A 13,092-nucleotide genomic window follows, 5' to 3' on the forward strand; every position below is an offset into this window, starting at 1 on the left:
TAAAATTTACAGTTTAATATTTAAAATTAATTTTTTAACGGAACACTGATTATTATTTATTGTTCCATTGGAATCTCCATTAACAAAAATTTCGCATCAGTTGTTGCTTTAATGTCTAATGTTTTGAAATCAGTAATTCCCAAACCATCACGAGTTTGCAATTCCTGACCATCGACAGTTATTGTTCCAGATATTACAAAAACATAAAGACCATTTCCTTCTTTTTTCAATTCGTAAGTTTTAGCAAATTCTGCCTCGAAATCGGCTAAATGAAACCAAGCATCTTGATGAATCCAAACTCCGGCATCGTCAGGATTTGGAGATAATATCTGAGCAAAATTGTTTTTTTGTTCAGTAATGTCTAAAGTGATTTGTTGGTAACGAGGTTCCACATTTCTCACTTTTGGGAATACCCAAATTTGGAAAAGTTTGGTGCGTTGATCTGCATTGGGATTGAATTCACTATGTTTAATTCCAGTTCCCGCACTCATTACCTGTACATCGCCCGTTTTTATGGTCGATTCAGTTCCCATACTATCTTTGTGTGCCAAATCACCTTCCAAGGGAATGGTAATAATTTCCATATTGTCGTGTGGATGTGTTCCAAAACCCATTCCGGCAGCCACGGTATCGTCGTTTAAAACGCGCAACATTCCAAATTGAATTCTATCTGGATTGTACCAACTGGCAAAACTAAAACTATGATAAGCGTTAAGCCATCCGTGATCTGCGTGTCCTCTTGTATCTGCTTTGTGTAAAAGGGTAGATGTCATAATAAATAAATTTAGTTGTTTTTTGTTATACAAATTTACGCTGGAAGTAAGAAAAGGTACTTAATGTAGATTAAGAAATTATTTTAGCAACATTATTAAAAAAAACAAATTATTCTTTTAAGTTGATAAAGAAAACTGTATCAATGAAGAATAGTACATTTGAATTCACGATTACATTTTCATCGTGGATGTCTTCTAATATTAATCCCAATTCAGGATTATAATAATCATTTCTGCGTGTGTTTGTAAAACCATTAAATTCCAATAAATACTTAACATCATCCAAATTTACGGGTTTGTCAGAAATAATAAAAGCTTGTTTTAGAACGGCAAAAAGTGTTTCGTTTGAACTTTTGAAGCCAAGTAATTCATATTTTGTTCCCTCAAAGAATAAATTATGAATAAATAAGCTGTTGAAAGAATCCAACCAAGTGAAATAATAAATAGCATCGTTAAGTTTAATTACACTTTTATTGTCTTTGCCGAAATAGATTTTGGCCTCGCCTCCTTCGGTAAGATAATTTTCCTGATCTGAAAAGTCAGTTATACAAAGATTATTTTAAGAAATATAATCGGTTAGCTGTTTTTCCTGCTCTTTTTTGATTTCGCATTGTTTGTCGAAATCTCTTTTAGTAGTTGTATCTGTTCTAAAGCTTGTGCATAATTGATTTCGGGTTGTTGTGAGCGTATCATTTTTGCCTTCAATGATAGTTCCGCTAATGATATTTTTAAGAGTTTGTTTGGTATCATTTGAAATCATTTTTATACAAATGTAATAATTATTTTTTATTTAATAATTGTTGATTATTTCCTCAAAAGCTTACTTTTCATTTTGCTGAAAAATTCCGGAGTTACTCCTAAATAAGAGGCAATTTGTTTTTGGGGAACTTTCTGGATTAAGTCGTGGTGTTTGTTGCAGAATTTTTCGAAGCGTTCCTCGGCGGTTAAGCTTAAATTATCCATTAATCGTTCCTGATGTGCTACCAATGAATTTTCGGTTAGAATTCTAAAGAACCGTTCGAGTTTGGGTATCTCTTTAAAGAGTATTTCCTGATTTTCTTTAGATAATAAAACCACTTCTGCATCTTCTATGACTTGAATGAAAAGATTGCCTGGCTTTTGCGAAAGCAAGCTGTACATATCGCTAATCCACCAACCGCTACAAGCAAAACTCATCACGTGTTCCACAATATTGTCGTTGATGTTGAAACTTCGCAACACACCCGAATTCACAAAATAGGAAGTCTTGCAAACCTCGCCGGCATTGAGCAAAATGGTTTTGGCTTTATACTGACAAATTTCTGTTTTAGACAAAAAAAGTTCCTGCTCTTGCGGAGTCAGTGAAATGTGTTTGGAGAGATTGTCTATCAGTAAACGCATAGCTTTTTAGTAGTTTCAAATTTAGTCTAAAACTAGATGTTTTAGGTAATTGTTTTTTGTTTTTTACCGCAAATTAATGATAGTATTTAACTGAGATTTGAGAATTTGCGTTAAAAGAAAAAAACCGATGCCTTTTTATGTAAAGCATCGGTTTTGTGTTTTAATGAAAATGATCTTCCTCGATTTCGAATTCAGCATCTTTTTCCCAAATTTCCATTTCGCAAGGTTTGCAGTTGAATTTGAGTTTGTATTCCAATTCGCCTTGTTTCAAAACCAACGGTTCTTTGAGTCTGCCATCCATATTGGGATGGTATTTTGGGCATTTTTCCAATTCGTATTTGATGCAATATTTGGTGGTCATTACTCGTGATTTTCCGGGTTCCCATTGCAATTCAAAAGCTTTTTCAATTTCGGTTACACCGTGACGCTCGTAGAATTTGCGTGCCAATTTATTCGAAACATTGTACATAAAATCCAATTTGGTTTCCGGATAAGGATGTGTTGTTTTGACCAATTGATGTTCTTTGACCTTGTAGTTTGCCAAACGAATTTCAGATAATTGTTCGAAAACCGTTCTTCGCATTTCGTTGATTTTGGAAATAGGAAGAAACCAGTTTTCAGAAAATAGAATCGTTATTTCATCTGCAGTGTAAGGTGTGAAACCTGTTTTTGCCAAATTAATTTTGAAATTATCCTCGATAGATTCGTTATTTTTGGTTCTTTCTTTTGGATGAACTAAATTCACGCTGCTCACGTTTCCGTCTTCGTCGGTGGCGATGAGTTCAAAACCATTTTCGTTTTCGGACAACAATAAATTCGTACTGATTTTTCGAACCGCACTGTCTTCTCGTTCCACAATTTTGATGAAAGCAGCGTCATTGTTGCGGTAAATGAACGTTCCAGGTTTAATTTCTTTCAAAACATTCGGAAAAGCCAACCCGTTTTCTGCTTTGTTGACATAAATTCCGTCAGCTTCGTTGTTTTCGTTGATGAAACAAAGTCCATCACCATTGTTTAGCAATTCCCCGTTTTCAATTTCATAAGCGTTTGCAGTGGTTTTTATGAGTTTGCCAATGTATTGTCCTTTCGATTTTGGACTTTCCCAAGAACCGATTGATTGGTGTCTTTCGTTTACAAAATAATCGGTATAACCACGATTGAAACTTTTGTTCAAAGCCGAATCAAAAGTATAACTGCATTTTCCCGAAGAAGCTTTGGTGTAGTTGTTGCCACCTTCACCTTCCAGAAATGCATCTAGTTTTTGGCGTAAGTAAGAAACATTGTTTTTTACATAAACTATATCTTTCAAACGTCCTTCGATTTTGAAAGAGCAAATTCCAGCTTCAATCAGATTCGGAATTTGGTCAGAAACATCAAAATCTTTGATGGAAAGCAAGTGACTGTTTTTGATTAAGGTTTCGCCGTGACCATCGATGAGGTTGTACGGTAAACGACAGTTTTGAGCACAAGAACCACGATTGGCAGAGCGTTCGCCATTGGCCACACTCATATAACAATTTCCGCTGAAGGAAACGCAGAGCGCACCAGTCACGAAAAATTCGAGTTCCACATCGCTAGTTTCGCTGATTTCTTTGATTTGGTGCAGGTTCAATTCGCGAGCCAAAACTACACGTTTCATTCCGGCATCTTTCAGGAATTTGATTTTGTGAGCATCGCGATTGTTGGCTTGTGTGCTGGCGTGTAAAACGATAGGAGGCAACTCCATTTCCATAATCGACATATCCTGAACAATCAAGGCGTCAACACCAATATCGTATAATTTCCAAATCATTTGACGACAGGTCTCGAGTTCGTTGTCGTATAAAATGGTGTTGATAACAACAAAAACTTGTGCGTTGAATAAATGCGCATATTTTACTAATTCCGCTACATCTTCGATGGAATTGGTGGCATTAGATCGTGCGCCAAATTGTGGTGCTCCAATATAAACGGCATCAGCTCCAGCGTTTATGGCTGCCATTCCGTGAATTAAATCTTTTGCAGGAGCGAGTATTTCTATTTTCTTTTTCATCTATGGGATGATAATTTTATAATGAGTGGAATTTTAGGCTTTTAAGCTTTCGCCCAAAAAGTCTGCAAAGTTCTTATAAATAATTCGGGATTTCTAATTTGGGAAAGGATTTTTTGGAAAAATAGTTGTTCTAGGAAAGAATAGGTTTAATTTGGAAGTGGGATTTTTATTTATAATGATTAACGGGAATTTTATAGAGCGTTGGAATTGTTTTTTAATTTAAAAATAAAAATAATAAATACGATTGCTACAAGATTTACATTAATAAACAAATTAGAATTTGAACTTAAATTCAAAATCCAACTATTAAAACCGGCATTATAATTAATTATTGTATCATTTGTTAAATTTAAACCTAGGCTTACGAAAATTCCAGGGAAATACTCAAAAGCAAAACCAGATATACCAAAACCTAAAATTTGAATAAGTTGATTATAGATAGATAAATCTAATCCTTTTTCAAAGTTTTTTTTAAGTAATGAATACCCAGCATATATAGAAAATGAATATAAACCAGTTATTATTATAAATAGGGTTGAAGAACTTTTTAAGTTTATAAATAATAAAAATAATATTCCCAAAACGCCTGTTAATATTTGATAGGATGCTAAGATTTTTATTTTATTTTGAATAGTTTTCATTTTTTAAAAGGCTTTAATAATTGTTCTATTTCTATATCGAAAGAGAAAATGACTTGATACAGCTGATGCATAATTTCATTTTTAAAATATGAAGACTTTTATTGAAATAAAAATTAATAATAGAATAACTATTAAGCAGCCATATTTTATTAATTTTCCTTTTTCTTCATCTGTGTCAATAATTTTTTTTGCATTTTTCTCTTTTAAAAAATAACCACGCCAGTGATTATCAGGATCAGAAAGCCACCATATTTGTTCACAAGTTTTACATTTATAAACATTGTGAAAATCTGTTTTGTATTTATCAGTGCTAACAAAGAGAATTGTTTTGGAAATTTTTGAATCAAATTCGTTGTTGAATTTGTTGAATTCAGCTGTGGAATTAAATTTGTAATATTCGGATTCAAAACAGTCTTTACACATAAATTTTAATTACATCTAATTCGTTTGTATTTAAGTAGGTTTATCCTCTTTTTATAGTTTTTCAAATATACTTTTTTTCTTGTAAAAATGTTAGTTTTTAGCAGGATTTGCGTGAGGGATAGAAGTGAAAATCCTTTATATTTTTTCTTTAAAAATATAAAGATTGCAACGTATAGCCCGACCCTTGTGGTCACGCCATACATTTGAAAAACTCAGTAAGATCAAAAAAGCCCCAAGTTTCCTTGAGGCTTATGGTATAAAAAAATTTTCGACTATCCTGCCAAAGCGTCTTTGATTCTTTTTAAAGCTTCGATTAATTGGTCTTCGCTAGTGGCGTAAGAGAAACGAATACAATCTGGGTTCCCAAATGCATCTCCTGTTACAGTAGCTACACAAGCTTCGGCCAAAAGGTACATTGAAACGTCGTTTGCATTGTTGATTTCTGTTCCTTTCAATGTTTTTCCGAAGTATGAAGAAACGTCTGGGAATACGTAAAATGCTCCTTCTGGAACGTTGATTTTAATTCCTGGAATTTCTTTCAACAATCCAACCACTAAATCTCTACGAGAATGGAACGCTTGAACCATATGATTCAATACACTCGGGTCAGCATCTACAGCAGTTATAGCAGCTCTTTGTGCCACTGAATTTGCTCCTGAAGTTACTTGGCCTTGAATTTTGGTACACGCTTTTGCGATAAATTCTGGTGCTCCTATATATCCAATTCTGTATCCTGTCATTGCGAAAGCTTTGGCAAGTCCGTTTACGGTAACTGTTTTTTCTAACATTCCTGGGATTGAACCAATACTGCAAAAAGTTCCAGAGAAATTGATGTGCTCGTAGATTTCGTCTGCAACTACTATTATGTTTGGATGTTTTTCTAATACTTTGGCCAAAGCAGTTAATTCTTCTCTGTTATAAACTGATCCAGATGGATTACAAGGAGAAGAGAACCACATCATTTTTGTTTTTGGTGTGATGGCTGCTTCCAATTGTGCTGGCGTGATTTTGAAATCACTTTCTATAGAAGTTGGTACTTCAACTGGAACTCCTCCAGATAATTTCACGATTTCGAAGTAAGAAACCCAGTAAGGTGCTGGTAAAATAACTTCGTCACCGTCGTTTAGCATTACTTGCGCAATATTGTACAATGATTGTTTTGCCCCTGTTGAAACTACGATTTGAGATGGTTTGTAATCCAATCCGTTATCTCTTTTGAATTTTCTGCAAATAGCTTCTTTCAAGTCACCGTAACCGTCAACTGGAGAATACGTACTATAGTTTTCGTCGATGGCTTTTTTTGCAGCTTCTTTGATGAAATCAGGAGTGTTGAAGTCTGGTTCCCCCAAACTTAAACTGATAATATCTTTTCCTTGAGCTTTTAATTCTCTGGCCAATGCAGCCATTGCTAATGTTTGTGATGTAGCTAAATTATTGATTCTGTCTGAAAGCAAATTGTTCATTAATTGTAATTTTGGGTTTATAAAGTTGGTTGTTTGTTGTTTTTGTTGAGACGTATTGCAATGTGTCTTTACTCTAAAGCAGGTTTTACTCCTAGTTCTTTCAAATGTTTGAAATGGGCAATTACGGCACTTCTAAATGTTTTGTATTCGTAATAAGGCAATTGACATTCTAGCGCGGTTTCTTTCACCAATTTTGCAATTTTGCCATAATGAATGTGACTAATATTTGGAAATAAATGATGTTCAATTTGATGGTTTAATCCTCCGGTGTACCAATTGATAATAAAGTTTTTTGGAGCAAAATTTACGGTTGTTAATAATTGATGAATGGCCCAAGTAGATTCTAATTCACCATTTTCATTAGGATGTGGATTAGTAGTTTCGTCTGTAATATGTGCTAATTGAAAAACAATACTTAAAATTAGTCCCGCGGTATAATGCATTACAAAAAACCCAATCAATACTTTCCACCACGAAATGCCTATTATCATTGGGATAACAATCCAAATGGCAAAATATATAATTTTTGTAATCACTAAAGTTGTCCAAAGAATTTTTGGATTTTTTGCCTTTCCATAAGACAAATTTCTTTTTAAGTATGCCTTCATTTGTTTAAAATCAGTAGTCAAAGACCAATTAAAAGTCAATAAACCATATAAGAAAACGGAGTAATAATGTTGAAATTGATGAAAATTATACCATTTTGCTTCTTTAGTAAAACGAATCACACGTCCAGCATCTAAATCTTCGTCGTGTCCAGGAATATTGGTGTAAGTGTGGTGTAAAACATTGTGTTGCACTTGCCAATTATAAACGTTTCCGGCTAAAATGTAAATGGTGCCACCCATAAATTTGTTAATCCAGTTTTTGTTTGAATAAGAGCCGTGGTTTCCGTCGTGCATCACGTTCATTCCGATTCCGGCCATACCAATTCCTATGACTACAGAAAGTACGATGAAAAGCCAAAAGGGCATTTGAGTTAAAAATATAATTAAAAAATAGGGTGTTAAAAAAACAGTGAATAAAATTATAGTTTTTAAATACAATTTCCAATTACCTGTTTTTTCAATATTATTTTCTTTAAAATAATTGTTCACGCGAGAGTTAAGCGTTCTGAAAAACTTTAAAGTGTCTTGTTTAGCGAATGTTGGAGCGAGGTTATTCATCTTTAATTTTAAATAAGTTACAAAGGTAATTATTAATAATTTTCAAGCTGTAAAATTGCGTTAAATATTCAAAACTAAAAGCTGTACATTTGTTAAAATTTATAGTAATGCAAGAAATTCTTAAATATTTCCCCAATTTAACCGACGCCCAAAAGGAACAATTCGCAAAATTGGATTTTTTATACCACGATTGGAATGCCAAAATCAACGTAATTTCCCGAAAAGATATCGACGAATTGTACACCAAACACATTTTGCATTCTTTAGGAATTGCCAAAATCATCAAATTCGAACCCGGAACTTTTGTCTTGGATGTAGGAACTGGCGGAGGATTTCCAGGAATTCCTTTGGCGATTCTTTTCCCAGAAACGCGTTTTTATTTGATAGATGTCATTGCCAAAAAAATAAAAGTCGTTCAGGCTGTCGCCGAAGCGTTGGAGCTCAAAAACGTGAAAGCGGAACAAATGCGTGCCGAATTGGTAAAAGGCGATTTCGATTTTATCGTGAGTCGCGCCGTGACCAATATGCCCGATTTTGTTTCTTGGGTGAAAGATAAAATCAAAAAGAAAAGCAAACACGAACTCCGCAACGGAATTCTCTATCTCAAAGGCGGTGATTTAACCGAAGAATTGAAAGATTTCCCGAAAGCGACGGAATATAATTTAGCCGATTTTTTTGAAGACGCCTTTTTTGAGACTAAGAAAGTGGTGCATTTGCCTTTGAAGTTTGTGGTTTAAAATTAGTTAGTAATATGAGTTTTTAATTTCAAAATTAAATGATGAATAAATTACAATCCTTTTGCTTGTTGTTGGTATTATTTTTAGCAACCAATGCCAATGCACAAAAAACAGACGTAGGGAACTGGTTTCTTTATTTCGGAAATCAAAAAATAAACAACCGATGGAATTTTCACAACGAAGTGCAATATCGAAACTATAATTTCGCAGGAGATTTAGAGCAATTGTTGTTGAGAACAGGTATTGGTTACAATTTGTCCGAAAACAATAATAACTTATTGTTAGGTTATGCTTACATTCATTCAGAACCTTATATCGCTGGAACGGATGAAAAATTGAACACCAACGAACACAGGATTTTTCAGCAATTCATAACCAAACAACAATTTGGAAGAGTCAATTTCCAGCACCGTTATCGTTTTGAACAACGATTTATCGAAGATGATTTCAAGATGCGAGCGCGTTATTTTCTCTCTTTGAATATTCCGATTAACAAAAAAGCGATGGATAAAAATACAATTTATGCTTCTGCCTATAATGAAATTTTTATCAATACCGAAGGCAATTATTTTGACAGAGATCGTATTTATGGCGGTCTGGGCTATTGTTTCAGTAAAAGTTTGAAAATGGAATTAGGAGTAATGTCACAAATTCAGCAAAATTCTAGCAGAACTCAATTTCAAATTATGTTTTTTAATAGTTTGCCTTTTTAGTTTTTTTAAAATTTAAAATGAAACCCACAAAAACTCAATTATCTTGATTCTTGTGGGTTTTTAAATTTTGTACTTCGTATATCTAACCTCGTACCTCTAAAACTATTCTCCCAAAAATGGATATCTATAATCTTCCGGAGTTACAAAAGTTTCTTTGATCGTTCTTGGCGAAGCCCAACGCAATAAGTTCAAGGCAGAACCCGCTTTGTCATTCGTTCCAGAAGCTCTTGCGCCGCCAAAAGGCTGCATTCCTACAACTGCTCCAGTTGGTTTGTCGTTGATGTAGAAATTCCCCGCTGCGTTTTGCAAAGCCTCTGTTGCTTGCTCAATCGCGTAACGATCTTTACTGAAAATTGCTCCAGTTAATGCATATTCTGAAGTGTTGTCTACTAATTTCAATGTTTCTTCCCACTTATCGTCTTCATAAACAAAAATCGTCATAACGGGCCCAAACAATTCGGTTTCCATAGTAGAATAATGTGGATTTGTGGTCACGATTATCGTTGGCACAATAAAATAACCAACCGATTTATCATAGTTTCCACCAACGATGATTTCAGCATCCGAATCTTTTTTGGCTTGGTCAATAAAGCTAGCCAATTTATCAAATGAACCTTCGTGAATTACGGCGGTAATAAAATTACCAAAATCTTCTGGCGAACCCATTTTCATTGATTTCACATCGGTAATCAATTGTTTTTTGAGTTCGGACCACATACTCTGAGGAACATAAGCTCTAGAAGCTGCGGAACATTTTTGTCCTTGAAATTCGAAAGCACCACGAACAATTCCGGTTGCCACTTGTTTCACATTCGCACTTGGATGCGCCACAACAAAATCTTTTCCGCCTGTTTCACCCACAATCCTTGGGTAGGTTTTATAATGGTGAATATTAGTTCCAATTTTTGCCCAAATATCTTTGAATACGTGAGTGGAACCTGTGAAATGGATTCCGGCAAAATCACGGCTGGCCAAAACAGTATCGGTAATCATTAAAGCATCACCAAAAACAACGTTGATAACACCATCAGGAAGTCCTGCTTCTTTGAAAACATCGATGATGATTTTTGCGGAGAAAACTTGACTGTCACTTGGTTTCCAAATCACGACATTTCCCATCATTGCTGCACTTGCCGGAAGATTTCCTGCAATTGCCGTAAAGTTGAAAGGCGTAATGGCATAAACAAAACCTTCCAGCGGACGGTATTCCAATCTATTCCAAACATCGGAAGTGGATTTGGGTTGATCGGCATAAATTTGCGTCATAAACTCTACGTTGTAACGCAAGAAATCTATGAATTCGCAAGAAGCGTCAATCTCGGCTTGAAAAATATTTTTGGATTGCGCAATCATTGTTGCTGCATTTATTTTGGCTCTGTAAGGTCCAGCAATTAGTTCGGCGGCTTTAAGGAAAATAGCGGCACGTTGTTCCCACGCCATATTGGCCCATTTTGCTTTTGAATCCAATGCATTGGTTATGGCTTTTTCGATATGCGATTTTTCAGCTAGATGATAGGTTCCCACAACGTGTTTATGGTCGTGTGGTGCCGTCATATTTTGGGTATTTCCGGTTCTAATTTCTTCGCTTCCAATGTATAAAGGAACATCGATAGTTGTATTCCACATTGTTTTATAAGCGGCAAGAACGGCAGCTTTTTCGGGAGAATTGGGTGCGTACGATTTTACGGGTTCGTTTACGGCTTTTGGCGCATTGAAAAATCCTTTCAGCATATCTTTATTTTTTTGAGAATTAGAAAATTTTCACAAAAGTACAAAGGATTGTTTTAAAAATTTGCAATTAATGGTTTAAATCTGATGATTCTATTTTTGGATTTAGCCTAGATCGAAATGAAAACCTCGGATTGAGAAAAGCTATTTTTTCTTGTAATTGTAGAGCGACCAAAGAAACCTCCTGCAATTGCATTAGAAAAAAAGATTTTTGAAGGAGGAGTTGCAATGAAGAGCTGGAAATAGCTTATAAAAAAAATTATTGAGATTGCTTAGTTCCTCGAAACGACTTTTAATTCATAGCAAACGGAGCACACAACTTGAATGTAGGGACGATAACTTTGAAATTTTTTGTGGAAGTAAAATTGATCATATTGAAATAGCCTTTCATTGCACCATATGGAGAAGCCAAAAGGCAGCCAGAATTGTAAGTATGCAATTCGCCTGGTTTTAAAACGGGTTTTTTGCCTACAACACCTTCTCCGTCAACCACTTCGTTGCTATTCAGGGAATCGAAAATTTCCCAATGACGCGAAATTAATTGTACCGAATCCTTGCTGTGGTTTTCGATGGTAATTTCATAACTAAAGGCAAAATGGATCTTGTAGTTTTTGAAGTAAGTGCCTTCAAAACTAGTCAAAACCGAAATTTTTATGCCTCTTGTTATTTGAGAAACCATAGCAAAGTATTACGAATGAGTTTAATAATTGCAAATTTACAAAAAAAAGGGTTACTAGTACTTTTTTGAGAAATGTTTTTTAGTTGGTGATTATAGTTGAATTTGTTGTAGCTTTTCCTATGACTTTTTGGTAACGGTCATTGTTTTCGCGGTAATACACTAAAATGGTGTAATCGTTTTCAGTTTGCCAAAAATTGCCGTCAATGGCATTTTCTCCATCGATATTTCCTTTGTCGTCGGCAATTTGATATTGAAAATTGGTAAATCCTTGTTTGATGAGAATGGCTTTTTCGTAGGTGTTTTTTTCTTTGTTGAAATCCATTTTGTATTCGGGTGATAAGCTATAATTGTTGAACATTCCCGTGATATAAATGCCTTTATTCTTCATAAAAGTAGGGGCCGAAACACTAAAATAAACCCAAGCATAATCGGCTTCAATTTCGTTTTTTGCGGCACCGATGTTACGAACTACAAAATTTCCATTCACGTCTGGATTTAGTGTATAAGGGTAATTTCCTCTCGCATTGTTGGTAAACAAATTAGAATTATAAATTCCGTTGCTGGAATCTATTCTCGAGATAGTATTGCCAGCTGATCTAATATTGCTGTTGTCAAAATATAAAAATTCATTTCCTGCCCAAAATTGAGTTTCAGTATCGTATTTGTAAATTAATTCATTGCCAATGGTGTATTGCGGAACGATGTTTTTGATAGCTTGGTTCAATTGTCCGTTTTGAAACAATGCAATTTTTATATTCTTTATCGGGGTTTGAAAATTGATAGCAAGCGACTTTATCGAAAATTCGATATTGTGTTTGTACTCCAAATAATTTGCTGTTCTCGCTCTTCTAATTTGCATAGGAATAGTTACGAGATCTTCGTAAACGATGAATTTTCGTGACAAAATAACCTCTCGACTTTCGTCTAAAATTTTCAAGATATAATTGCCGCTGATTCGTAATTGCATAAACTGATTGGGAACTGGCAATATGTAGTGCGAATAAATCTGTAATGTATTGATGGAGTTTTCGTATTGTATGATTCTTTGCCCGTCGAAACCTGTCATATACTCGTTTTTTGGAATAGTTGTTGGATTCCAATTATAGTCACAATGCACAATTTCGAAGTAATAATTGGCTTCATTGCCATAGAGATCATCAAATTGAAATTGGAAACCGTCTCCTAATTTAAAAATTGGAACAACATTTTCGTTGCTTTGTACAAAAGAAACGGTTTTGATATTATAAGGCGGAAGAACCTCGGTTTGTGTTTGTGCAAATGCTGAAGTGACAATAAAAATCAATAGTATTTTTTGAAAAATATCTTTAGACATAGTGCTTTGTTTTTGGTGCATTGT

At 34.6% G+C, this 13,092-nt stretch carries 13 protein-coding genes; 2 read left to right on the forward strand and 11 right to left on the reverse strand.

All coding sequences use genetic code 11. The features are described from left to right. Positions 1-56: 56 nt before the first annotated feature. From FNW17_RS02980 to FNW17_RS03020, 8 genes are all read right to left on the reverse strand, one after another. Positions 57-773: a pirin family protein gene (locus FNW17_RS02980; protein ID WP_144070832.1), complete on the reverse strand. Its 717-nt coding sequence runs from the start codon at positions 771-773 to the stop codon at positions 57-59. Positions 774-882: 109 nt separating this feature from the next. Continuing rightward, positions 883-1,320 (reverse strand): putative polyvalent protein kinase domain-containing protein, encoded by a 438-nt coding sequence (locus tag FNW17_RS02985; protein WP_158618347.1) that lies wholly within the window; start codon positions 1,318-1,320, stop codon positions 883-885. A gap of 12 nt (positions 1,321-1,332) precedes the next feature. After that, a complete protein-coding gene (locus FNW17_RS02990; RefSeq protein ID WP_126563200.1) occupies positions 1,333-1,533 on the reverse strand; it encodes a hypothetical protein in 201 nt (66 codons plus the stop codon). Positions 1,534-1,577: 44 nt separating this feature from the next. Next, the gene (locus FNW17_RS02995; RefSeq protein ID WP_144070833.1) at positions 1,578-2,153 is read right to left on the reverse strand and encodes a Crp/Fnr family transcriptional regulator; all 576 of its coding nucleotides are present in this window, start codon (positions 2,151-2,153) and stop codon (positions 1,578-1,580) included. A 160-nt stretch (positions 2,154-2,313) separates the two neighbouring features. After that, positions 2,314-4,185, reverse strand: a complete 1,872-nt coding sequence (locus tag FNW17_RS03000; protein ID WP_144070834.1) for a peptidase U32 family protein — start codon at positions 4,183-4,185, stop codon at positions 2,314-2,316. Positions 4,186-4,376: 191 nt separating this feature from the next. Then, complete coding sequence (locus FNW17_RS03005; protein ID WP_144070835.1) at positions 4,377-4,826, reverse strand: hypothetical protein; 450 nt, start codon at positions 4,824-4,826, stop codon at positions 4,377-4,379. 695 nt (positions 4,827-5,521) lie between these two features. Further along, on the reverse strand, positions 5,522-6,712 hold the full coding sequence (locus FNW17_RS03015) for a pyridoxal phosphate-dependent aminotransferase (protein ID WP_143390614.1): 1,191 nt from the start codon (positions 6,710-6,712) through the stop codon (positions 5,522-5,524). Positions 6,713-6,780: 68 nt separating this feature from the next. Next, on the reverse strand, positions 6,781-7,878 hold the full coding sequence (locus FNW17_RS03020) for a fatty acid desaturase family protein (protein WP_144070837.1): 1,098 nt from the start codon (positions 7,876-7,878) through the stop codon (positions 6,781-6,783). Positions 7,879-7,985: 107 nt separating this feature from the next. On the opposite strand from FNW17_RS03020, the gene rsmG reads away from it, so the two are divergent. Beyond that, positions 7,986-8,615 carry a 16S rRNA (guanine(527)-N(7))-methyltransferase RsmG gene (gene rsmG, locus FNW17_RS03025; RefSeq protein ID WP_144070838.1) on the forward strand — a complete coding sequence of 210 codons (630 nt, stop codon included), beginning with the start codon at positions 7,986-7,988 and terminating at the stop codon, positions 8,613-8,615. A 41-nt stretch (positions 8,616-8,656) separates the two neighbouring features. After that, on the forward strand, positions 8,657-9,328 hold the full coding sequence (locus FNW17_RS03030) for a DUF2490 domain-containing protein (RefSeq protein WP_144071005.1): 672 nt from the start codon (positions 8,657-8,659) through the stop codon (positions 9,326-9,328). A 102-nt stretch (positions 9,329-9,430) separates the two neighbouring features. Here the strand turns inward: FNW17_RS03030 and pruA are convergent, their stop codons facing one another. The 3 genes from pruA to FNW17_RS03045 all read right to left on the reverse strand — a co-directional run bounded on the left by pruA (position 9,431) and on the right by FNW17_RS03045 (position 13,068). Next, positions 9,431-11,059 carry an L-glutamate gamma-semialdehyde dehydrogenase gene (gene pruA / locus FNW17_RS03035; protein ID WP_144070839.1) on the reverse strand — a complete coding sequence of 543 codons (1,629 nt, stop codon included), beginning with the start codon at positions 11,057-11,059 and terminating at the stop codon, positions 9,431-9,433. Positions 11,060-11,348: 289 nt separating this feature from the next. After that, positions 11,349-11,735 (reverse strand): Co2+/Mg2+ efflux protein ApaG, encoded by a 387-nt coding sequence (gene apaG, locus FNW17_RS03040; protein WP_143392020.1) that lies wholly within the window; start codon positions 11,733-11,735, stop codon positions 11,349-11,351. 79 nt (positions 11,736-11,814) lie between these two features. Next, positions 11,815-13,068, reverse strand: coding sequence for a type IX secretion system plug protein (locus tag FNW17_RS03045; protein ID WP_143392019.1), 1,254 nt, complete (start codon positions 13,066-13,068; stop codon positions 11,815-11,817). Positions 13,069-13,092 lie beyond the last annotated feature (24 nt).

The sequence above is a fragment of the Flavobacterium franklandianum genome, assembly GCF_007097365.1.
Lineage (GTDB): Bacteria > Bacteroidota > Bacteroidia > Flavobacteriales > Flavobacteriaceae > Flavobacterium > Flavobacterium franklandianum.

What these genes read in the sequence shown, in the direction of transcription:
- FNW17_RS02980 (WP_144070832.1), bottom strand. Translation starts at nt 773, where the DNA reads ATGACATCTACCCTTTTACACAAAGCAGATACAAGAGGACACGCAGAT.
- FNW17_RS02990 (WP_126563200.1), bottom strand. Translation starts at nt 1,533, where the DNA reads ATGATTTCAAATGATACCAAACAAACTCTTAAAAATATCATTAGCGGA.
- FNW17_RS02995 (WP_144070833.1), bottom strand. Translation starts at nt 2,153, where the DNA reads ATGCGTTTACTGATAGACAATCTCTCCAAACACATTTCACTGACTCCG.
- FNW17_RS03000 (WP_144070834.1), bottom strand. Translation starts at nt 4,185, where the DNA reads ATGAAAAAGAAAATAGAAATACTCGCTCCTGCAAAAGATTTAATTCAC.
- FNW17_RS03005 (WP_144070835.1), bottom strand. Translation starts at nt 4,826, where the DNA reads ATGAAAACTATTCAAAATAAAATAAAAATCTTAGCATCCTATCAAATA.
- FNW17_RS03015 (WP_143390614.1), bottom strand. Translation starts at nt 6,712, where the DNA reads ATGAACAATTTGCTTTCAGACAGAATCAATAATTTAGCTACATCACAA.
- FNW17_RS03020 (WP_144070837.1), bottom strand. Translation starts at nt 7,878, where the DNA reads ATGAATAACCTCGCTCCAACATTCGCTAAACAAGACACTTTAAAGTTT.
- rsmG (WP_144070838.1), top strand. Translation starts at nt 7,986, where the DNA reads ATGCAAGAAATTCTTAAATATTTCCCCAATTTAACCGACGCCCAAAAG.
- FNW17_RS03030 (WP_144071005.1), top strand. Translation starts at nt 8,657, where the DNA reads ATGAATAAATTACAATCCTTTTGCTTGTTGTTGGTATTATTTTTAGCA.
- pruA (WP_144070839.1), bottom strand. Translation starts at nt 11,059, where the DNA reads ATGCTGAAAGGATTTTTCAATGCGCCAAAAGCCGTAAACGAACCCGTA.
- apaG (WP_143392020.1), bottom strand. Translation starts at nt 11,735, where the DNA reads ATGGTTTCTCAAATAACAAGAGGCATAAAAATTTCGGTTTTGACTAGT.
- FNW17_RS03045 (WP_143392019.1), bottom strand. Translation starts at nt 13,068, where the DNA reads ATGTCTAAAGATATTTTTCAAAAAATACTATTGATTTTTATTGTCACT.